The 22,479-nt window shown below is 50.9% G+C and carries 22 protein-coding genes; 11 read left to right on the forward strand and 11 right to left on the reverse strand.

Features of this window, described 5'->3' with window-relative positions; all coding sequences use genetic code 11:
• Positions 1-523: 523 nt before the first annotated feature.
• Positions 524-1,105: a glutamine--fructose-6-phosphate aminotransferase gene (locus LIW51_RS28730; RefSeq protein WP_227379439.1), complete on the forward strand. Its 582-nt coding sequence runs from the start codon at positions 524-526 to the stop codon at positions 1,103-1,105.
• A complete protein-coding gene (locus LIW51_RS28735; protein ID WP_227379440.1) occupies positions 1,098-1,349 on the forward strand; it encodes a hypothetical protein in 252 nt (83 codons plus the stop codon). The genes LIW51_RS28730 and LIW51_RS28735 overlap by 8 nt, the downstream gene beginning before the upstream one ends.
• A 789-nt stretch (positions 1,350-2,138) precedes the next feature.
• Here LIW51_RS28735 and LIW51_RS38795 read toward each other — a convergent pair.
• Positions 2,139-2,267 (reverse strand): hypothetical protein, encoded by a 129-nt coding sequence (locus LIW51_RS38795; protein ID WP_255767634.1) that lies wholly within the window; start codon positions 2,265-2,267, stop codon positions 2,139-2,141.
• 825 nt (positions 2,268-3,092) lie between these two features.
• A complete protein-coding gene (locus tag LIW51_RS28740) occupies positions 3,093-3,971 on the reverse strand; it encodes a thioredoxin domain-containing protein (RefSeq protein WP_227379441.1) in 879 nt (292 codons plus the stop codon).
• Between the two features lie 438 nt (positions 3,972-4,409).
• Here LIW51_RS28740 and LIW51_RS28745 point away from each other — a divergent pair, with 438 nt between their 5' ends.
• The 5 genes from LIW51_RS28745 (at position 4,410) to LIW51_RS28765 (ending at position 8,801) form a co-directional block, all read left to right on the forward strand.
• Entirely contained in the window at positions 4,410-5,165 is a 756-nt protein-coding gene (locus LIW51_RS28745) for a sugar phosphate isomerase/epimerase family protein (RefSeq protein WP_227379442.1), read from the forward strand.
• Positions 5,166-5,271: 106 nt separating this feature from the next.
• Complete coding sequence (locus LIW51_RS28750) at positions 5,272-6,243, forward strand: Gfo/Idh/MocA family oxidoreductase (protein ID WP_227379443.1); 972 nt, start codon at positions 5,272-5,274, stop codon at positions 6,241-6,243.
• Complete coding sequence (locus LIW51_RS28755; protein ID WP_227379444.1) at positions 6,240-7,226, forward strand: Gfo/Idh/MocA family protein; 987 nt, start codon at positions 6,240-6,242, stop codon at positions 7,224-7,226. Before LIW51_RS28750 ends, LIW51_RS28755 begins: the two co-directional genes overlap by 4 nt.
• 138 nt (positions 7,227-7,364) lie before the next feature.
• Positions 7,365-7,505 carry a hypothetical protein gene (locus LIW51_RS28760; protein WP_227379445.1) on the forward strand — a complete coding sequence of 47 codons (141 nt, stop codon included), beginning with the start codon at positions 7,365-7,367 and terminating at the stop codon, positions 7,503-7,505.
• A gap of 3 nt (positions 7,506-7,508) precedes the next feature.
• Positions 7,509-8,801 carry an RNA-guided endonuclease InsQ/TnpB family protein gene (locus LIW51_RS28765; RefSeq protein WP_227379446.1) on the forward strand — a complete coding sequence of 431 codons (1,293 nt, stop codon included), beginning with the start codon at positions 7,509-7,511 and terminating at the stop codon, positions 8,799-8,801.
• Between the two features lie 39 nt (positions 8,802-8,840).
• Here the strand turns inward: LIW51_RS28765 and LIW51_RS28770 are convergent, their stop codons facing one another.
• The 5 genes from LIW51_RS28770 to LIW51_RS28790 all read right to left on the reverse strand — a co-directional run bounded on the left by LIW51_RS28770 (position 8,841) and on the right by LIW51_RS28790 (position 14,050).
• Entirely contained in the window at positions 8,841-9,854 is a 1,014-nt protein-coding gene (locus tag LIW51_RS28770) for a Gfo/Idh/MocA family protein (RefSeq protein WP_227379447.1), read from the reverse strand.
• The gene (locus LIW51_RS28775; protein WP_227379448.1) at positions 9,851-10,849 is read right to left on the reverse strand and encodes a Gfo/Idh/MocA family protein; all 999 of its coding nucleotides are present in this window, start codon (positions 10,847-10,849) and stop codon (positions 9,851-9,853) included. The genes LIW51_RS28770 and LIW51_RS28775 overlap by 4 nt, the downstream gene beginning before the upstream one ends.
• A gap of 55 nt (positions 10,850-10,904) precedes the next feature.
• On the reverse strand, positions 10,905-12,182 hold the full coding sequence (locus LIW51_RS28780; RefSeq protein WP_227379449.1) for a Cdc6/Cdc18 family protein: 1,278 nt from the start codon (positions 12,180-12,182) through the stop codon (positions 10,905-10,907).
• Between the two features lie 242 nt (positions 12,183-12,424).
• Positions 12,425-13,123, reverse strand: a complete 699-nt coding sequence (locus tag LIW51_RS28785) for a PIG-L deacetylase family protein (protein ID WP_227379450.1) — start codon at positions 13,121-13,123, stop codon at positions 12,425-12,427.
• 123 nt (positions 13,124-13,246) lie between these two features.
• The gene (locus LIW51_RS28790) at positions 13,247-14,050 is read right to left on the reverse strand and encodes a sugar phosphate isomerase/epimerase family protein (protein ID WP_227379451.1); all 804 of its coding nucleotides are present in this window, start codon (positions 14,048-14,050) and stop codon (positions 13,247-13,249) included.
• Positions 14,051-14,823: 773 nt separating this feature from the next.
• Here LIW51_RS28790 and LIW51_RS28795 point away from each other — a divergent pair.
• Complete coding sequence (locus tag LIW51_RS28795; RefSeq protein ID WP_227379452.1) at positions 14,824-15,828, forward strand: Gfo/Idh/MocA family protein; 1,005 nt, start codon at positions 14,824-14,826, stop codon at positions 15,826-15,828.
• A complete protein-coding gene (locus tag LIW51_RS28800) occupies positions 15,825-16,829 on the forward strand; it encodes a Gfo/Idh/MocA family protein (protein WP_227379453.1) in 1,005 nt (334 codons plus the stop codon). Before LIW51_RS28795 ends, LIW51_RS28800 begins: the two co-directional genes overlap by 4 nt.
• 363 nt (positions 16,830-17,192) lie before the next feature.
• Here the strand turns inward: LIW51_RS28800 and LIW51_RS28805 are convergent, their stop codons facing one another.
• Positions 17,193-17,438, reverse strand: coding sequence for a hypothetical protein (locus LIW51_RS28805; RefSeq protein ID WP_227379454.1), 246 nt, complete (start codon positions 17,436-17,438; stop codon positions 17,193-17,195).
• Positions 17,439-17,734: 296 nt separating this feature from the next.
• Here LIW51_RS28805 and LIW51_RS28810 point away from each other — a divergent pair, with 296 nt between their 5' ends.
• Positions 17,735-18,883, forward strand: coding sequence for an ABC transporter ATP-binding protein (locus LIW51_RS28810; RefSeq protein ID WP_227379491.1), 1,149 nt, complete (start codon positions 17,735-17,737; stop codon positions 18,881-18,883).
• Between the two features lie 564 nt (positions 18,884-19,447).
• A complete protein-coding gene (locus tag LIW51_RS28815) occupies positions 19,448-20,308 on the forward strand; it encodes an EamA family transporter (protein WP_227379455.1) in 861 nt (286 codons plus the stop codon).
• Between the two features lie 71 nt (positions 20,309-20,379).
• Here LIW51_RS28815 and LIW51_RS28820 read toward each other — a convergent pair whose 3' ends face one another.
• The 3 genes from LIW51_RS28820 to LIW51_RS28830 are packed head-to-tail and all read right to left on the reverse strand — an operon-like array spanning position 20,380 to position 22,466.
• Positions 20,380-20,613: a hypothetical protein gene (locus tag LIW51_RS28820; RefSeq protein ID WP_227379456.1), complete on the reverse strand. Its 234-nt coding sequence runs from the start codon at positions 20,611-20,613 to the stop codon at positions 20,380-20,382.
• Positions 20,610-21,515, reverse strand: a complete 906-nt coding sequence (locus tag LIW51_RS28825) for a carbohydrate ABC transporter permease (RefSeq protein ID WP_227379457.1) — start codon at positions 21,513-21,515, stop codon at positions 20,610-20,612. Before LIW51_RS28825 ends, LIW51_RS28820 begins: the two co-directional genes overlap by 4 nt.
• A 3-nt stretch (positions 21,516-21,518) precedes the next feature.
• Complete coding sequence (locus tag LIW51_RS28830; RefSeq protein WP_227379458.1) at positions 21,519-22,466, reverse strand: carbohydrate ABC transporter permease; 948 nt, start codon at positions 22,464-22,466, stop codon at positions 21,519-21,521.
• Positions 22,467-22,479: the final 13 nt, after the last annotated feature.

Here is a 22,479-nt window from a genome sequence, read left to right on the forward strand (position 1 = left end):
ATAGAAAGCGGCGCAAACAAAAAGAATCGCCGACTAGCTCCATCTAATGTCAAATATAATCACAATATTTGATTTGTACTGCTCGTTTCAAGCTAGAGATGCGATATAAACGGACCGATAAGAGAAATTATTGTATTTTTGGCTAATTTCGAGATTTGTCATACATTCTCTCACACTTATCAGCTTCCAATTCGCGAAAACTTCTGACCGGAACTGTGGACTGGGGTTAACGGAGTAGAGAAACGACGAGAGAGAGCGCGGCAAGAAGCTGTCATATTTAATACTATTTAATACGACTTTTGTTCGATATCTCCGTTAGCGTTCTGTAATCCGCTAAATAACAAAATCGCCGGTGGGCATAGTATGTCGGTGTTCAATATGAACTCGATACCGAACGCCGAATGGATGCTATTTCGTTTCACGACGTACAAATCGTGTACACAACTACCAACTATAGGATTCGGACGGACACGAGCTACCAGACGACAGACATGGACCAGTGACGTTCGAGGGTGACTATTTTATGTGTGGTATCATCGGATACGCAGGTGGCGACGTCGATCCCGTTCAGACGTTGTTGACCGGTCTTTCGAAGTTGGTGTATCGGGGTTACGATTCGACAGGGTTAGCCGTCGCCAATTCCAATATTCACGTCGTAAAACGAGAGGACGATCTCGATGCACTCAAGCGGGCGGTCGAAGAGCCCTTCGAACTCACCGGTACGGCCGGAATCGGCCACACCCGGTGGAGCACGCACGGGAAACCGTCTGACGACAATGCCCACCCGCACACAGACTGTAAAGATAGAGTGGCAGTGGTACACAACGGAATCATCGAGAACTATCAGTCACTTCGCGACGAACTTCGCTCCGTCGACCACGAGTTCGAGAGAGAGACGGACACTGAAGTTGTCCCGCACCTCATCAGTCACCATTTCAAAGAGAATTTGTCTCCCAAGCTGGCGTTTCGACGCGCGGTCGAAGAACTTGAGGGCAGCTACGCCATTGCGGCGATCTTCGAAGACCGCGACGAGGTGATGGTCACTCGTCGAGATTCATCTCTGGTTCTTGGCGTCGACGACGGGGGGGACGTGCGTGGTGAGTGACATGACCGCCATGGTTGATCGCACAGATAGCGTCGTCCACTTAGACGACGATGAGTTCGCATTTCTTTCGGAGGACGATTACACCGTCGTCGATTCAGATGACGTGCCACAGGCAAAACGGGAAACGGCCATCGAATGGGACGCCGAGGCGACGGACAAGGGACGGAAATCGTTCGATGCTGCCCGGAGAGGATGTGTGTTGTGCGTGTTTCCATATTACAGAGATGTATCTATTAGACAATAAGCTTCGTGAACAGTGAAATACCCCTTTGACACTTCTCCACAAAACGGTAAGCGGAAGTGGAATTGACCACCATGCCGCCCTCGGAGAAGTACAAAATCCGTCACCGTCAACTTAGATCTCTTCTCCCTGCCGATTTCCTACTGTGAGGAGCAGTCGGAGGGCTTACTCTGGTTAGCTGTTAGCGATATAGCGGTGAGTCGAGACAACTGGCCCAGTCTTAGCAACCACACTTTGAATGGTTCAACTGCTTCATCCCTACTGACGCAGACTTACAGCCACAACGAATTCTCCGAAACGACCTCGAAAGCGATCACCTCACTCATTCTGTCGGACCATAGGAACACCAATCAGGACTAGTCCTCCAACGATCAGACAAAACGCGATCACAGTTAGAAGCAACGAGGCAGTGTGCCAGTTACATCCGTCGTACCATGTGACTGTCATCGCGTGCAAATCAAACCTGAAATCTTGGCTCGACTGAATTCAATATCGAAAAAATCGGGGTTGACGTTCTGACACTTTCGCATTGTACTCGCACCAACAAGTGACACCGGCACTAGCCAAATTCCAAGAGGGACAAGCAAGAAACCAATTCGACGAGCAGTGAGTTTTGGCATAAGTAGCTCTATTATCTGTAGATAACTAAAACATCAAGAGGAAGAGCACGACGAGCAAACCAAGGAGTACCACCATTGTTTTGGTTATGACCGACTTAAGGACTTGAGTCCTAGAACCCGTAGAATCTCCGTTCTTCCTGTTCATTCCACCGCCAGCATCTCTGTCCATATATCACATCGACTTGAGGACTTCAGTCCCAGAATCCGTAGGATTTCCATCCCTCCTGTTCATATATCCCATTCCATCTCCTCCACCATCTATCTCCGAGACATCTATATACATTTCATCATCTCCGTCCATATATCCTTAACTTTTTTCTACACTAATAAGCTTTCTCCAGCATACAATCTAAAATTTCTCGAATTGGCCCATATACGCTCTCTCCTCACCCGCGACAGTCGCTCACGGTGGCAGTCGTGCGTATCGAAGTCAGGATAGCAGCGGCTCCACGTGTGTAGTTCTCATCTCACTGTTGAATCCACACTCTGTAGTTAGCAAGTGGCTTCTCATAGGTTAGTACTTTATACTAACCCACGTGGTCGACTTCTCCACAAATCCATAATAGGAAGTGAAATCTACCCAGTCGACGCCCTCAAGGAAGCACAAATCCTGATACTACCAACAAGAGGCCCTTCCAACGATCTTCTCGGCTTGGGAGCAAGCTGGGGGTACAAGTGAACAGGGTTCCAGGAGTTAGATCTATAAGTAATTCTGACTGTGGATCACGGCACATTAGTGAAACTACAGGAGTTCGCCAAATCCATACGTATCAATATGATTTCTCAAAATCCCACGAACGATTCGGACGATGTCCGTGCCGCGGCCGCAGATATGTTCGCAACTTGCGCATGATTACACCAGCTCAATAAAATCGTCGACTCGTCGTCTTTTGCTTGTAAGCCCGAGGAGACACACTTGACCCCGCGAGTGACGTTGACGTCTTTGTCGTCCTTGCAGACTTCACCGATCAGGACACGACTGCCGACGACTTCCGTGATATTGCTTATGACGTGATGCTAGAGTATGGTTCAGTCATCGAACTCCATATCGTCTTGCAAGCTGAATTTGACCAGTATTTCGAAGCAACCAGAGAGTCGGAGAGTTCAGAACGAGAATTGATGACGGTCATGCTGACGAACTGTGCGAAGTTGTGGTCGTCATTCCGGAACCTTTCGTAGTCGTTCCGCCATTCGAATTGGACGCCTGCTCAAGAGCCCGTTCGAGTTGCGTTCTCGTCCGCTCAGGTGCCACCGTGGGGACCGTTACTGTCCCATCGACGACGACTCGAGGGACCGCAGGAATGGGTATCTTTTGAACCCGAGACATCGTTTCTTCTATCTGCGATTGATATGACCCGCTCTCGATCTCTGATTCGATGCGGTCGCGGTGGCGCACCCCCGCCTTCTTCGCAAAGCGCAGAAGTCGTTTGATCGTTGCCCATCCGTCGAAGCTTTGCTGATTCTGGAATAAGTATCCGAAGTACGACCAATACGATGTGGGATCGAAATGCCAGACAGCCAATCCAGCTCGGGCTGCGCGCGGTTCATCCGGCCCGTGGAACCCCTCTCCGTCTTCGTAGGCGACAGCACGGAATTCGAGGGCGACGTTGCCGGGTTCGACGTACTGTTCGATAATCGATGTCATATCTTCAAGAACGAAATTTTGCGTGTAAGGACATTTCCATGCCCCGTAGACTGTCGCTGTGACAGGGGCATCTCCGTCACCCATCATTGGGTATTGATACTTACTGGGTTTGTCCGGAATCGATACTGATTGGTAAACGCTCGGAGGAGCGTCAATCGATTCGGAAGTCGTAGTCTGCTCGGAGATCGTCGATTCGGTCACCCGGTCGTCGATCGTCGTTTTCCGTTTTCCCGTCACCGATTCGGTCGTCGGGTTCTTCGCACCATCTAAACCGTACTTTGAAAAGGTCGAACAGCCAGAAACCCCGACCGAAAGGCCCGCTCCGAGAAGCTGGAGTACCGCCCTTCTGCGTTCTCGCATGGAGACGTAATGGACGGGTTCATACTTGATTAATATGTTCTTAATGATTGTTAAATCATCGATGACAAATGGAACTAGTTGGCTACCTTGTTTGGCGCTGGTGAATCAAATCTCGCCTTCGTGACTAGGAACAGTGCTATAGTAGTTATCCATCGGAATTTCAAATTTAGTTATCTTATTTTACAATATAATGTGAAATACCGATCTCTGAAAATCATTACGGGAAATGAATAGTTTCTAGAATACATCACAGAACCATCAGTGGAATGGCGATAGAAATACGGATTGACGAACAGATAAAACGAATAGGCTGGTGATGTCACCTCTCATTCATGGTTGGCGATGTCGAGTGTGCGACGAACGACAACACGTGACACGTATTTCGGAACGCTCAGATGGCGGAACGGCTATGTCAATGGCTCACATCTCTTCGGAGACATGGCTCGACCGGCGATTCAGCTGTATACACTTCGTGAGCTTGAAGAACCGTTAATCGAAACGCTCCACCGCGTCGCCGATACAGGGTACGAAGGCGTTGAATTTGCCGGGATTGGCGATGAATCAGCCGAATCTATCGCCGACGCGCTTGACGATACCAGTCTCGAACCCGTTGGTGCCCACGTTAGTCTCGACTCACTTTGGACCGACTACGAGGAGACGGTCGAGACGTATCAGATACTAGGGTGTAGGCGTATCGTTGTTCCCTCCTACGGCGAGGACGGCTTTACCTCTGAATCTGTGGTTTCGGAGGCTGCAAATCGACTCCTAACACTCGCTGATCGTCTCGTCGACGACGGCTTCGAGGTGCACTATCACAACCACACCTACGAGTTCACAGAGATCGCTGGCAAATTCGACACTGCCTATGATGCGCTTGTCGCACAGACCGACGAGCGACTTAGTCTTGAATTCGACGTAGGACTCGCGCGCCATGGCAACATTGATCCAATAGCGTATCTCGACCGGTACGCCGACCGGATTTCGTTAATTCACCTGACCGATACGATCCCTGGTGATGACAGTACACTTCACGTCGATCTGGGCGAAGGTGTGGTCGTACTCGATGAGTGCATTCGCACTGCCATAGACGCCGACGCGAAATGGCTCATCTACGAGAACGGACTGACAACTGACCCAGTGACGACGCTCACGTCGAGCACTGCTCGTATTCGGGAACTTCTTGACGCCGCCTGAGCTGTCTATGATTTCAACTAACACTTGACAGTAACATGAGAACGACCGAACCCGCCACGGGTACGAGTTCACAATACTTATGCTAAGTGCTAAGTGACGTAGCCGTATGCCACGCATCGTCATAGTAGGAGAAAGGGCGGCGGTGCAAGCGCACGCTGAACGCTACAAACAGTTCGACGGGGTGACTGTCAGTGGCGCCGTCGAACCCTCTAATAAACCATTTGACAATATCGATGTACCTGTCTACGATTCAGTGGTTCACGCTCTCCGCGATGGCGACGTAAATGGGGTGGATATCTGCGGGCCGGGGGCAGTCTATGACGATGCGCTCAACGCGGCTCTCGATGCGGGGCTCCCAACTCGCTGTGACCCGCCATTCGCGTTCGATGATGCGCAGTTCGACCGACTCGTCGCAGGGGCGTCGAACGCGAATGGGTGGTTAATGGCGTACTCTCCACACCGGTTCTCACGACTGTACAACCGTCTCCGGTCGGATGTTGAAACAGGTGGTATTGGAACAATTGGCGTCGCCAGAATCAAGCGAACTGCACCGTTTGGCGATCCTGGATGGAATACCTCGTATGTCGGCGTCACGGCCACTGTCGACCACGTGGACGCACTTTGCTCCGTATTTGCACACGATATCGACGTTCTCGATTGGACTTTTGGAACGATCGGGCGTGTCTTCGCTCGAGCACGGTCTGGCGAGCAATACGACCACGCACATGCTGTACTCACATTTCAGAACGGTGGACGAGCGACCATCGAGACGACATGGAGCAAGGCGTCTACTCCTTCGCCACGCGTTAGTGTTGAGTATAGCGGCAATCATGGGCGTCTCACTTTCAGTGACCGCGATGCGTCGACTGCACTTCAAGAAGAGTCGAAACCGCTAAACGTCGATCCGCCAGAGGTTGACTGTCGAGGTCGGTTGCTGCATGAGTTCACTGCCCGTATACAGGGTACTGAAAAGCCTCCATCGGATATCACTCCGAATCATCCTTCGCGAGTCACAGTCGCTGTGCGCCGTTCCGTCGACAAGGGACTACCGATCACAATCGCGGAGGAGTCTTTGTGACCGTTTCTATTGGTATCTGTTCGACCGCCCACGCCAACGCCGAGGTATACGCGGCGCTTCTGTCGAAATTACCGGAGGTCGACCTCATCGGAATTTCGGAGCAAACGACTGACCGAGCCCGTAAACAAGCGAATGCTATCGGCACGTCAGCGATGTCACATCGCGAACTAATGCAGGCAGCCGAAGGAATCGTTATCTGTTCGACAACCGCCGCTCACGACGAGTTAATCGATCTCGCGCTCCAGCAAAACGTTGCCATCCTTGTAGAGAAACCGCTTGCGACATCACTTGCGAAAGCGAAGTCAATACAGGATAAGTGCGACGAAAGCGACGTCGTCACAGGTATGGCGATGCCGCTTCGTTATAGTCTCCCAATGAAACGTCTTAAAGAACAATACGAAGCTGGAACAATCGGTGAACTCATCGCCGTCTCGGGAATTAACCGCGGTCGAATGCCGGGTGGGTGGTTTGTCGATCCTGAACTGGCTGGTGGTGGGGCCGTTGCGGACCATACTGACCATATTGTCGACATTGTTCGCTGGATTACTGGTGAAGAGGTACAAGAAGTATATGCCGAAACAGACACCCGATTCTATGATATCCCAGTTGAAGACGTGAATTTGTTGTCGATGACGCTTTCTAACGGAGCTTCGTTTGTTCTCGATGGATCATGGAGCACACCGCAAAAGAACACGTTTTGGGGGGATGCCAGCGTCGAACTGGTGGGGACAAAATCAACGCTCTCGGCGGACTGCTTTGGCTATCAGTACACACATGTAAAAGATACTGGTCACGGCAAACACAACGAATCCATTTATTGGGGTGCCGATCCAAATAATGCCCTATTGCGCAATTTCGTCACGTCTATCCGTGGCGAGTCCACGCCTGCGACGTCTCTCGAAGACGCTGTACAGACTGCCGCCGTTATCGCTGCTGCGTATGAATCAGTCGATAGGGGTGAACCGGTTAATGTTATGTACTAGGCCATCTATCTATAGAAAATACAGCGAGAGTACCACGGGTCACCCGACCCGTGGGTGAATCGCGTACGCTATTTCGTCGGCCGAATGGCCAGCAGAACGCTTATAGTCCCGTGAGATGTGCCATAGGACGTACAACAGATGGTACTACCACGGCCACGAATCGATCTCTCGGACGAGGAACAACAGCGCGTGAGAGAGTATGCTGACGAGCACGGACTTCGAATGCCCCGTGCCTATGCCGACCTCGTACGCGCTGGCCTCGAAGCAGAGAACGGCTAAGTGATGGATATTACGTTTCGCTTCCGTGCGTATCCAGACGAGGACACCGCGAGCGAAGCGTGGCGACACATCGACATCCATCGGCAGATACGGAATCACGCGGTTCGAGATTATCACCGCTCGTCACGGAACGACCGTCCGAGCAGGAATCAGCAGGTCAACAAACTTCCGGGGTGGAAGCAACGCTGGCCGCTCTGGAAGGAAGTATCAGCACATGCCGCTCAACAGACCGTCAGACAAATCCACAACGATTTGTCCGTTCTCAAGAGTCACCGAGAGAACGACCGGAAGACGGGACGGCTGAAATGGCAGGGAGCGGGCGAATTTCGGTCGGTGGCGTACCAGTCCGAAGGCTTCAACGTCAATCATACGACGGGCCAACGATTCGGTACATTCACCCTCTCGAAGATCGGTGAGAACATCCCGTTCCGAGTGCACCGCGACATTCCCGATACCGAGAACGTGAAGCGCGTCATTCTCAAGAAAGAACGAACCGGCGAGTGGTTCGTCTGTTTCGTAGTGGAAGCCGACGAACCGGAGAAACCCGACTTGTCAGACCTCACGACGGACAACTGCGTAGGGATCGACCTCGGAATACTTTCGTACATCCACATGAGCGACGACTGTTCGGTAGACTGCCTCGACCTCACGGACAGCTACGACCGCTATGCGAGAGCACAACGGAAGTTAGCCCGGAAGGAACACGGTTCCTCGAACTGGGAGAAACAGCGTGTTCGTATGGCGAAAGCGAAGCGCCGGATCAAACGGCGGGTGCTCGACTACCAGCACAAACTCACGACGTGGCTAGTGAAACGTTACGAGTTCATCGGCGTCGAGGACTTGGACGTAACGCCGATGCTCGAAACGAGCCAGTCCGCAAAGAACAGGCAGGATGCGGCGTGGTCGCGGTTCGTTCGCCTCCTACAGTACAAAGCGAAACTCCACGGCGTTCACGTGGTTCCGGTCGAACCGAAGGATACGACGAAGGCGTGCAACCAGTGCGGCGTGAAGACGGATAAACCGCTTTGGGTTCGGGAACACTCGTGTCCGGCGTGCGGTCACGAAGATGACCGAGACCTCAACGCGGCGAAGAATGTACTCGACAAGGCATTAGCCGAGAAAGGCGTATCGTTCGTCCGAACCAAACACTCTTTTCAGGTCAATGTAGGGCAGGGACTGCCCGAATCAACGCCTGTGCAGACTGTGCTCCCTACGTCCACTCGTCGCCATTCGGCGTCGATGGATGCAAAGTACGTCGTGGAAGCAGGAAGCCCCGCGTCACCCGACGCGGGGTAGTTCACGCTCGTGATTTTCGTCCTTCGTATTCTTGTTCGTTCAGTTAGTCGGAACGGTAGTTTCCGTCGTTTCGACGATGATAGCTTTGGTTTGTTCCGCGGACTCATAAGCTGCTTCAACGACGGCGATATCATTGACGGCGTCTGCACCGGTCTTCAATGGGGATCGATTCTCCGCAACGGCGCTGACGAAGTCGGCGACCAATCCCTCGTCGGGGTTCGATCCCCAGTACACCGACTGAATCCCCGGGTCGTCTGAATCACGTGTCTGTTTTATTTTCTGGTCGAAACAATCAACGGAGACGACCCCTTCTGTGCCGACAAGCCGAAGTGTCGCGTCGCCCCAAAAGTCCCACTCATCAGGTTTGCTCCACGACCCATCAAGGACGAACTCCGTCCCGTCAGTGAGTGTCATCGACAACAAATTCACATCCTCGACAGGGATGTCGTGGAAACGAGTGTCTGTTTCGGCATATACTTCTTGTACCTCTTCACCAGTAATCCAGCGAACAATGTCGAGGATATGCACTGAGTGGTCTATCACTGCACCACCGCCGGACGCTTCGCTGTCGACGAACCACCCCCCGGGCATTTGCCCGCGGTTTGTTCCACTGAGAAATTTCAGCTCTCCGAGCACGCCATTTTCCATTGCAGTTTTTGCGTTACGGACTGGCTGGCTGAAGCGGAGCGGCATCGCGACGCCAAGGCTAATACCTGCTTCCCGGCAGATATTGACCATCTCCTGTGCTTCGGCGACGGTTGGTGCGAGGGGTTTCTCGCAAAGGACATCAACGCCAGCGTCGGCGGCGCGATTGACCCATGCGACGTGATCGGCATTCGTTGAACAAACGACCACCCCGTCGGCCTTCGTGAGTAACTCGTTAGGTTCCAGATAATCAGTGCCGTATTCATCAGCTTTTACACGTGCATTATCGACTTGGTCACCGACATCAGTAACGCCGACAAGCTCAGCGTCCGATAAGTCATTCAGCGAGGCTGCATAGGAGTCAGCGTGAAGATGCCTGGTCGAACAAATACCAATTCGTACAGTCATGCACCTACCTCCGTGGGTGAGATGGGCTCACCGTGTTTACTAGACTCGATGGCTGCGAGAGCGATTCTAACTGCTTGACGTGCATCATCTGGTGAAATATCCGGGTCACATCCGTTCTCGGCACAGTCGATGAAGTGTTCGAGTTCCTTCGTGTATGGACTCTTCGCCAGCGGGCTGGTTGGAGCGTTCGCTCCCTCCGCACCACCGGAGATACGAACGGCATTCTCGTCTCGCGTATCGAATTCAAGCAGACCCTCATCGCCGGCGATTTCGTAACTCGTAGTAAAAGGCGACCCTTCAGGGTAGCCCCACGACGCTTCGACATGACCGACTGTTCCATCTTTAAAACGTAATAGTACCGATGAGTGCTGATTTAAGTGGCCGTCGTCCCATTCAGCCGTGCGGGCGAACACGTGGTCAACCTCGCCGACGACCCAGCGGAGATAGTCGAAATCATGAATTGCCATGTCGAGGAGTACGCCTCCGCTTTGTTTTTTGTCACCGAACCACGAGTTACTGCCATATCGTGGCGGTGACGAGAAGCGTTCAGTGTGCAGTGTACCTAATGTACCGACTTCACCAGCATCGATGCGTCGTTTTGCCTCTGTGTACTCGGGGAAATATCGAAGCACATGGCCGGTCATAAAGGTAACATTAGTGTTGTTTACCGTATCAACGATCGCGTCAGCGCCCTTTGCAGTGCGAGCAAGTGGTTTCTCGCAGAACACATTAAATCCGTGTTCGACGGCCGCTTCAACGAATGGTCGGTGCGTCGGCGTCGGAGTACAAATATCGATAGCTGTGACGTCGGCCTCGCCCATCATCTTCTCGGCATTGTCGTAAACGTCGGCGTCTGGTGTATTTTCTGCCGCAAAGGCCTCTTTGTCGTTGCTAAGCGATGCGACCGCGACTACCTCGGCATCATCTATTTCTTGGTAACTGGTAGCATGGGTCGTGGCCATGAAGCCACTACCTACTAACCCAATTCGTTGCATCAACTTCAATGTACGGAACTATTGGTATTAAATTTTCCCCAGCGGCAAATCGTGCTTATATATTCGACCAAGTAGTTGTGACCGTGCCGGACGTAATGCCCTTACGGGCGAAACGGTTGTCCTTTTCAAACACTGAGCAGATAACCGACGGATCTTCAAGGAGACGATGCTGAAGGTAGCTCCCGCGAGCGCGTCCACCACCTGTCCGAGTAATTTCTAGCACTTCGAGGAATTCCCACTCCCGCAGGAGGTCGTAAACACGCCGTTTAGAGAGTGTTTCCAAGCCCGACTCAGCGCAAATATATTCATAGGCGGCATACACTTCTGGCGTTTTGAATGTCAGCGTCTTCTCGACGAGCGCCAACGAGGCGATTGCAAGTAGTGTCGCTTTCTGTTGTATCGTCGAACCGGCAAGAAGTGCATTGACTCGGTCGCGTTCGGCTAGGTTATTGGCACTGTGTACGTGCTTGATAGTGATACTATCTGCCCCTTCGCTCGCGGCGAGTTCACCGGCGTGGCGAAGTAAGTTAATTGCCTTCCGTGCATCGCCATGTTCGTCCGCGGCGAGTGAAGCACACTCCGATACCACGTCGTCGGAAAGTACGCCGTTGTTGAATGCATCTAATCGACTACGAATTATCGCACGAAGGGCGTCGCGATCATATGGTGTAAAGATTATTTCACGCTCTTGGAGGCTGCTTTTGATACGCTCCTCTAGTCGGTTTCGGTATTTGATCTTGTTACTAGTCGCGACGATGCCGACCGAACAGCGCTCAAGTTTGTTCGCTTCAGTTGCTCGCGATAGCTGCATGAGAAAGTCTGTCCCCTCTAGTCGATCAATTTCGTCGAGGACGACGAGAACGGCATCAAAACGTATATCGAGCACTTCCCAGAGAAGACTATAATACCGTGAGCGTCCGAACCCCGTTTCTGGAACGACGAACCCAGTCACTTCAGCGTCGTTCAATTCCTGTACTGTTGCTCTAATCGCACGAGTTTCAGTATTTTCTTGTGAACAGTCGATGACGACGCGGCCGACCGATGCATTGTTCTCCGCCGTCTCGACGATACGACGCGTCGTATATTTAGCACAAAGCGATTTTCCGGTGCCCGTTTTCCCGTACAGAAACACGTTGCTCGGTGCTCCTCCGGTGATAGACGGATTAAGGGCATTTGCTAAACAACGAATCTCCTCGTTGCGAGCAACGATATGATTGGATCCAGGAACGTACCCGACATCGAGGAGTTGTCTCTTTGAGAAAACGTGATCCTGCACACTAAATGCGTCTCCTAGCATACTTGCGTTCTGGATCGATTCGTCGCGCCGTGTCATATTCCAACAGAATGTGCACACCTATGATAAAATCATCGGGTAGCTTAGTCGTAGACTTTGATCGTTGGAGAGAACCACCCCCCACCCCTCGTTTCACCTGTATTTCATTACATCCCTAATTCTGTAATGGAACAACTGATCAAAATTACCAATATAATTATTCAATTATGGGTAAATAAATTGATTATATATTGACAACGAAGAGTCTATCCCCGAACAACAGGAAAATAAATCGACTATATTCAGCTAAGGAACTCGATCGTATTCTTGTGAAGCGGAACGAAGCCCTCGGCGAAATCAACTCCCCGAGTCCGGCCGAGCACTCGAGCCTCGGCGCGTACACCCTCAATGAGTCCGTCAAACTCTGCATCGATGCCGCCATGCTCTTCGAGCCATTCAACTTGGGACTCGTGTTCGAGAATCGCATCTTCCTTCGTCGACTGGTATTCACCGATATCAATGTACGTCTCAGGCTCGAACGAGGAAGTTGGCTTGCCGAAATAATAGACATTCTCTGGTTCCCATGGGTCTAACTCTGTCTCCAACAGTGGAAGCGAGCACATGTAGTACGCGTCACTCACTAATTGAGAGGTGGTTCGGTGGTCGGGATGCATATCGTCGCGGAAGTGTGTTAGCACAATATCTGGTCTGTGGTCGCGGAGCACGTCGACTAGTTGAAGTCGGTTTTCCAACGAGTATGTGATGCGACCGTCCTCGAAATCGAGAAACTCTGCTGTGGCGCCGAGGGTTTCAGCGGCATTTTTAGCCTCTTCTTCGCGCGTGGCGGCGACTTCAGCTTCAGTCGTATCGAAGCCGCCAAACTCGCCGCGAGTCATATAAACTATCGTCACGTCATCGCCACGATCGGCATGCTTGGCGAGCGTCCCACCACAGAAGATATCTGCGTCATCGGGATGTGCAACTACTGTTGTAAGATGCATACACATGGAAATCAAACAAACCGATAATAAAGTTTGTGCCATTTTTATCTCTGCAGCGTATATTCTGTACCGTGATGATTCACATATAGACAAGTGCTGAGGAGTGACACCAAGCTGTTTGCACTACGAGAAAAGGTATTTGAGATCAGAACAGACACGCGGTGGCATTCGTTCGGGTGCTGTTCGGTATGGTGGCACTTCGGCAGTCACCCATCCGTCATAGCCAATGGCCGTCAACTCCTCGACTACGGCGGGCCAGTCGACGTCGCCTTCCAATGGGTATGTGAAGGCGTCTATCGTATCAACGTCTTTCCGGTAATCCTTCACGTGGATGCGCTCGATTCGCTCACCAAGGATTCGAATCCATTGCTCGGGATGACCGAACCGCCTGACGTTTCCTACGTCGAAGTACGCTCCAACTGGCCCAAACTTGGATGCTTGATCGACGAATTCGGCGAATTCCAACGGGGAGAGTAAAAAGTCATTCCAGACGTTCTCTATGCAGACCGTCACATCATACTCCGCCCCTGTCGCGGCGAGGCTCTGGATCGATTCCAGTGCGCGACGATACGCTTCGTCATATGGCGTCTCTTCGTCGACAATAGCTGGAACGATGAGCACGGCCCCAGCATTGAGCGAATCTGCGATTTCGATCATCCGTTCGCCAGCTTCGATACCGGTTCTGCGTGTCTCCTTATCCCCGCTCGACAATTGCCGTTCCCAGTGGAGTGTCGTTGAGATGGCGGGAATATCAAGCTCTAATTCGGCAATTTGATCAGCGAATTCATCGACAGCTTCATCGTTCCATAGCGGTCCGTCGGCAGTCAGGTTCGGTTCAATACCGTCGTACCCAGCATCTGCGAGGAGTTTCGCATTCGTTTGGAGACTGTCCGCTGGGAATCCCATTTGGTTGAGTGCAAGCTTCATACCACTAACGTGTCCACTGTGCTTGTTTATATATTAGCGTAGCGGCCACTTTCACTGTTCCGGAGCGGATACTTTTATCATCTCTCCATGCTTAATGATAATATACTTGACTCTTCCGATTGGGTTTATCGGTGCAGGTGGTATCGCTTCGGTTCAACATCTCGGAGTATGTACAGTTGGATTGCTAAATGCATATATTTTTTTAGTTGTACTTTACTAAAATGTTCCTACCATGGTGACAACCATCTCGGCAGTTTTATCAAAATAAGGACCGAAATTGAGAATGAGAGAAAAATCGATTTTAGAGATTCTCGAAAGGAAGTACCATCTCATGTCGCACTGCAATCCATATGGTTCGACGAAAGGATATCCATTTATTCTTGAATACAAGATTAGAGAGAGCGTATTCGTATCCGATACGATGAAGCAACAGTCCAAACAGAGGTTGGCAGCTACTTTGACAGAGACAATGTTACACTCAAGATTTCGCTCGCATGTCCACTTTTTTCACGCAAAATTTTTCGCGGTGAATATTAAAATCGAGTGATCTTGAACGTCTATTAGATGCCCTCGTAGCTTATAGCTGCGCCTTATTGGATTGAGACTCCCCCGATTATTATGAGAAAATCACTCCCTTGAGACTGAATTACATCACTAATATAAGTGGCGGGGATTCGATCGAGTATAATAAAGAGAATTGTAACCATCGCGATTTGGTGCAACATTGCTTCGTTTGAGGAAAGGTATATCATGCTGGACTAGCCAGTACCACTATGATACAAGTTGGCTTGCTTGGAGCTGGCAGAATGGCTGGCATATATGCAGATCGAATTGCAGACCTGAATGAGGCGACAGTTACGGCAGTTGCGTCGCCAACTAGCGCTGAATCGTTCGTCACCAAGCGGGTACCCACGGCGACTGCGTATTCGGATGCAAATGAACTATGCAAGGACACGAATGTCGACGCTGTAGCGGTCTTATCGCCGACCGATACCCATCCAGAACTGGTTGAAATCGCTGCAGAACATGAGCTCGATGTCATTTGTGAGAAACCTATCGCACGAACGTTGGAGGGAGCCGCGAGAATTCAAAAAATTGTAGAATCCACTGACATTACCTTCATGGTCGCACATGTCACCCGATTCTTTCCTGAGTACGTGACAGCTAAAGCACGTGTAGATGACGGTGTGATCGGAACTCCCGGTGTCGCTCGAACCAAACGAGCGTTCGGATTCGAGGGATCACGTGGATGGTTCGATGACTCGAACCGAAGCGGTGGCATACTTCTTGATCTAGCAATACACGACTTCGATTACCTTCGGTGGGTAATCGGTGATATCGAGCGTGTGTTTACACGTCGCGTTGATTGGATAAACGAAGGAAAAAGCGACGTCACGCTATCTATCGTTCGTTTTGAAAATGGAGCAGTGGGACACGTCGAGGCATGGGCTGTCGAGGGACCGAGGGTCCCCTTTACCACCGCATTTGAACTCGCTGGCAGTGATGGACATCTTGAGTTTGATCTCGATGATGTCCGGCCGATCCAGTACTATGACGAAACAGGGAGATCGTCGCCACGAGATCCTGTTAGTGACGATCTCCCCCTACGAAGAGACGGGTATCACCGCCAACTTGAACATTTCTTTGAATGTATTCAGGGGGGAAAAGAACCTTCTGTATCAATCGAGGAAGGAATCGCTTCTATGCGTATCTCTCTCGCGGCCATCGAATCCGTAGAACGCGGCAAACCTGTCGCTGTGGCGGAGGTGGGCGAATGACAATCAAATTGGGCATCCTCTCAACAGCTCACAGCCATAGTGACGCATACGCGGAGGCACTCAAAGCACTCGAGATTGCAGACCTCGTCGCTGTCGCGGATGAAGACGAAGAGCGTGGCCGAAAGTTTGCAGAGCAACATGATATAGAGTATGGCTCAAGAGCCGAAATTCTTGAACAGATCGACGCCGGGATCGTGACCGCCGCAAATGCAAACCATCTCGAATGGACGGAAGCGGCTGCAAAAGCCGGCGTCCACGTACTTTGTGAGAAACCTCTGGCAACAACTGAAGATAACGCGCGTGCAATGGTTCGCGTTTGCGAGAGTTCAGGTGTCATCCTTGGCGTCGCGATGCCGGTTCGGTTTAGCGAACCCGCTCGACAGGCCAAAACGGCAGTTGAAAACGGCGAGATTGGTGAGTTACAGGCTATTATTGGCACTAACATCCTCATGCAAAAAAATGGTGGAGATTGGATGACTGATCCTGAACGAAGCGGCGGGGGGGCGATCATGGATCACACAGTGCACATAATCGACCTTGCCCGATGGATTACGGGCCAGGAGGTGGCAAATGTCTACGCCGAATCCGGAACCCGTTTCACCAATATTCCCGTCGAAGATATAGTTGTCCTATCCATGGCGATGCAAGACGGTACGCCGTTGACCCATGATGGATCCTGGCGACAGCCCAAATCGTGGGACTTCTGGGGAGACGTGACTATGCGATTAATTGGAACGAAGGGTGTGCTCGAGATTGATTGTTTTGACCAGACTCTGACTCAGACAACGGATATAGGACAAGATCCAGGTATCGATTCTGTTTACTGGGGGACAGATATGAATAAAGAACTCCTACGCGACTTTGTCACTGCTGTCAGTGCTGGTGAACAACCAGAGATTTCTGGCCAAGAGGGCGTCCGAGAGGTTCAAATTGTCGAAGCAGTTTACGAGTCGGTGGAGTCAAACAATCTGGTGCCGATCGAACACAACGGGGATTTCTGAATTAGCCTCATCCTGATGTCGATTACCATTATCCAATCAATAATTAATAACAATATATTCTCTCGCTCTTTGAAGCCGGAACCGTTTAGGGTTATACAGTTGCAGTTGTCGGTACTGGATCGAATCTGATAAAGTAGACAGCTGGAGAAAGTTTTTTGATAGGATACAAGCATGACCAAGCGTATGAAGGACTCGACTTATGTAACCTCGCCGCGTGTACAGACATCATCTATAATAATACTGATGAATTTGCTGATGTGTTCGACACTGATGGCAACTTATCGTTGTTTACGTACTCGCAAACCGAAGTTATAGTCGCGAGCTAACCCTGTGGGAGACGTAGTGATTCTCTAGTCAGGTTCCTCAGGTGAGCCATTTCCGAAAATAATCAGGGCCGTAATCAACGATCCAGTACATCAGGTAGTAGAACCCCCCGATGATAAAGAGCGTGATACCAAGGTATTTTAATATGACTGCGACCACAAAAAAACCCTGATGTATCGTCGCGGCGAACGCGATGAAGACCGCACTCAGAACGAATAACACCACTCCAATGAGGATTGAACTGGCCAGTCGTGGATAGACCACTCGATCGATGAGCGCTCTCATGCTGCCTCACCGCTGCGAATCTGTCTGGATCGCAAACCGCTGAAATGCCGAAGTATGTCGTATCGGATCAACCCCATCTCGACCGGTATCATCATTATACGTATTATCGTGATGTAGAAACGTATGTAGTTTTCGCCGATGTATCCATGCAGGCGTCTGGTCCACAAAAGAGCAGGTCTAATGGCTTACGAACAAGATTAGAATGCGATCATCTTCGCTCCGACCGTCTTCGAAATTGTCCGTATCATTCGAAGAATTTATTTGGGTGGGCATGTATATCATATGCATCGTTAACAATGGGCAAACTTGAATTAAACAATCTTACGAAAGTGTTCGGCGTCGATGATGACCAGGTTATCGCAGTCAACGACCTTAACATCGCGATCGAAGATGGCGAATTTCTGGTACTGGTTGGCCCGTCAGGCTGTGGAAAGTCGACGACGCTTCGTTGCGTGGCGGGTTTGGAGACAGTTACCTCCGGTGAGATCATCTTAGACGGGCAGTCAGTTACTAATCAAAAGTCTAAGGAGCGTGATATGGCGATGGTGTTTCAGAACTACGCACTCTATCCCCATATGACCGCGCGCGAGAATATGTCGTTCGGATTGAAGATGAGCACCGACCTCTCGAAGGCGAAAATCGACGAGCTCGTCGAAGACACCGCCGAGATGATGGGAATCAACGAACTCCTAGAAGATCGTCCAGGCGAGTTGTCGGGGGGCCAGCAACAGCGCGTGGCACTCGGGCGGGCTATCGTTCGCGAGCCAGAAGTGTTCCTGATGGACGAGCCGTTGTCGAACCTCGACGCCAAACTACGTACGGCTATGCGGACAGAGTTACAAGAACTCCAGCTACGTCTGGGAATCACTACCATCTATGTCACCCACGATCAAACAGAGGCAATGACGATGGGCGACCGTATCGCCGTGCTGAACGGCGGTGAGCTCCAGCAAATTGGCACACCTCTCGAATGTTATCACCAGCCGAATAACCGGTTCGTCGCCGGGTTCATTGGAAGCCCCTCGATGAACTTCTTGGACTGCCATTTAGCGGGCGACACGCTCAGACAAGACTCTTTCGACTACCAACTTTCGGCTGAAACCGCCGAGCAATTGCGCACCTCTAGTAGCGAGCACGTCACGCTGGGAATTCGCCCGGAGGACATCCAGCCAGCCGATGCGGAGGACCAAAATGCGGTGACAGTGTCGGTGAACGTAGTAGAGCCACTGGGTGACACCACCTACGTCTATTTCGACTTGGACGATACCCCCTGCACTGCGAGTGTCTCGGGCGACCTGGCCATCGAAGAAGGCGACCAACTCGAGGTGGTATTCCCCGAAGATTGCATTCATCTCTTCGATGGTGCCACCGGTGACGCCGTCAAGAATCGCAAACTGGACAGTACTTCGGATTCCGAGTATTCCTACTCGGGCGAACCGGCTTGAGGAAAGTTCCGATCCAACTCCGACGATCGTGTTTCTTCGGAAAACATTACATGGTATGCACTAGCGCCAGTCGTCGAACGGTCGCGAGTACCGTTAGTAACGCGAAGGCGACCAATGATTACACTGCTGTAGGTTATTGTATTATATATTTGACTGTGGATACGAGTGCAATGAGCGACGCAATCAGGCTCAGTCTTGTCGGTGACGACAGCAGCGCAACACGTCAGGTTAGCGTGATCTTCGATCCGTCAGTCATCGATTAGAGGACGGTGGAAGAAGTATATTGTGAGCGTGGCAATGGATCGCTGATATATTCAAGATGAGTAACTTTCTGCGGTGTTTGCGCGGTGGGGAAACACCGTCGGCGACAATTGTCGACGCCAAAAAAGCTGCTGCGATCGTCCTTGATGCAGAGAAGGCCATTGGTGAGAAGGCAGCTATCGAGAATGACGCGAATTCTGATTTGGTGTAGCGACGGACATCCCACAACCCATCTTCACCAAATGGCTTATTTCCACCACACCGGTATTATTTTGATTGCGGATTGCAACGGGTAACTTGATCATGGTCGAATGGTGGTTTGTCGTCGCATTCTTAGCTGCCATTTTGAAGACGGCCTACTCAGTAGTACAGAAACGACTTACCCTCGAATATGACGGTCTCGAACTGAGCTACATCACCTCGATACTTGGTATGCTATTCATGACGCCTATCGGCGTTTGGTACCTCTCTCATATCGATATGTCCTTCACCCCGCCGGTGATAATGGCAATCACCATCTCTGGAGTGGCCAATATCTGTGCGATCGTGACATTTCTTACTGCACTCAAGCTCGAAGATCTCTCAATCGTGACACCGTTGATGCAATCTACACCAATTGTGGTTGCCATAACTGAACCACTTGTACTAGCTACACACTACGATACCGGGATAGTCCTCGGGAGCGCTGTAGCGGTAGTTGGCGCATATACTTTGTTAAATGACGCAGGTGGCCTAACTGTGCCAATCAAACGGATTACAGACAAACCTATCTTGCTCGCGCTGACCGCTGCCCTCTTGTTTGCCTCGACTTCCCTCGCCAACCGGTTCGTCACGACCCGGATTCCACCATTATTCTATGCCTTCTCCATTTACCTGTTTATGGCCATCGGTTTTGTCAGTATCCAGATTTTCCGTGACCGGCACCTACTCACCACGGAACTATTCCGTGGTCGCCTCATACTATTGGGAGGGTTGACTGCCCTTCGGACCAGCGTCACATACGTCGCCTTCTCGCTCGCTATTGCTTCACGTGTTTCTATTGTCCTGCAAATTTCTATTTTACTAAATGTTCTTGCAGGTGGATTTTTCTTTTCTGAGAAAAATTTGCTTTGGAAATTGGTTGGCACGCTCTGCATCGTTGCCGGCGTCATTCTCACACTATGACCTACTTTCGATTTATCGCAGACCTTCGCGGCTTCAAGTACACGAACTACCGGACGCGAACCGCAAAGAGATCAGTGGGGCCATGGACGCCATGGCCAGAACAGCGCGAGTAGGGTGAACAGAAGCATGACGAACGGTCCTATCCGGAGTATAATTCCGGGATTCATCTCGGTTCGGACGTACCCAAGGTAATACAGCGCCAACGCAGCAGCCCCAAAGATGATGGCGCCCCCATAGATCGGTTCGTTGATCTCGGACGTTCCGATTTGGAGCACAATGGTGCTGAACGCATTGAGTCCGATCATGTCCCTTTCGCCCCCGTGAGAGCGATACCTTCGATGAACGTGCGTTGTGCGAGCAGATACGCCACGATCACAGGGAGTGCCGCTAGAATCGTCGCTGCGAGCACCTGTCCATATGCGTTCTGCGAGTATCGTCCCGTCAGGAACGCCAGACCGACTTGTAGTACGAACATCGAATCCTTACCGGTGATCACTAGCGGCCACAGGAATGCACCCCAGGAGAATATGAATTGGAAGACGGCGAGTGAAGAGAGTGCAGGTTTCGACATAGGGAGCATGATACGGGTAAAGATCTGTAGATTGCTACACCCGTCCATGCGTGCCGATTCCAACAGCGAATCGGGAATCGTAAGGAAGTACTGACGCATGTAGAACGCTCCGAACGGGCTAGCGAGGAATGGCACTATAATCCCCCAATATGTGTTTACCCAACCGATCGCGGACATTTGGACGTACAATGGCACCATAGTCACCTGAAACGGAATGATCAATAGACCAATAACAGATAGGTAGAGTACCCGCTTGCCGACGAACTCCCCTTTTGCAAGCGCAAAGCCGATGAGCGAGTCAAGGAGAAGGGTGAGTCCTACGACTCCGACCGCGACGATGAGAGTATTGAAGAACCACCGGTCGAGTGGCTGTTGCATCCAGACCATGTAGTAGTTCAGAATTGTCGGGGCTTTTGGGAAGAGGTCCGCAAAAGACGAGACAACCGTGAATACGTTTCCAGGTCGTTTCGATGACGTGACTATCGCGAAGGCAAACGGAAATAGTGCAATGATACTCGCGATCGTGAGAATACTATGCGCGATCAACCGCGGCAGTAGATCCTGTTTTGAATCATGTTCGTCTTTCGATTCTCCGTCCGTGTGATCAATCACATCTGTTGGTTGTATTTCAGCCATGGTTTAATAGTTCACATCATCTTCGAAGTATTGGTTTTGAACAAGACTCAATGCGAAAACAAAGATAAAAAGGATGACACCAACGGCGCTGGCCAATCCCATTCTGAATTTGCTGAAGCCTAGTTCATAAAAGTAAAACATAATTGAGTACGACGAGTGGACAGGGCCGCCGCCTGTCATAACGAATACCTGTGTGAAGAACCGGAACGAGAAAATCATGGTAAGGATGACGACGAGGAATGACGTCGGCTTCAACAGTGGGAGCGTGATATATCGGAATTTCTGCCATCGATTAGCGCCGTCCATTGTGGCAGCCTCGTAGAACGTGTTTGGGATACCCTTTAACCCAGACAGAAAGATCACCATGTTGAATCCGACATGCTTCCAGATACTCATCGCGGTGATGGCAGCCAAAGCGGTGTCTGAGTTGTTTAGCCAGTTTAGCGTAGGCAGCCCTAGCCATCCCAGAAATAGATTCAATACGCCGGAACTCGGATTGTAGATCCATGTCCAAATTAGCGACACCACAACCCAAGAAGTGACGACCGGAAGGAAGATAGCCGTCGAGTAGAACCTGGTACCTCGGAGGTTCATGTCCAATAGTATCGCGAGCCCGAGCGCAATAGGTACGTCAATTAACAGCAGTGACGCTGAATATCCCGTTGTGTTGATGACTGAGTTGATGAAAACTGGATCGGTTAATAACTCTATGTAATTGTCAAGGCCGACAAACGGATGGATCGTTGCGAGTGGACTCCATTCGAAAAAGCTAATTCCGATAGCGGCGATAAACGGAATTAGCAGAAATGACACAGATATGACTACTTTCGGCAGGATAATTAAGTACCACCCAGGGCTGGATTCCTCACCTGTCTGCTGATCAAAATATGATTTAAACTTGTTGATGAGTTTGTCGCTAAACCCGTCGTCGTTGATCTCTCTAACTGTCATACTCACCTCGGCG

It is taken from the genome of Haladaptatus halobius (assembly GCF_020618475.1).
Lineage (GTDB): Archaea > Halobacteriota > Halobacteria > Halobacteriales > Haladaptataceae > Haladaptatus > Haladaptatus halobius.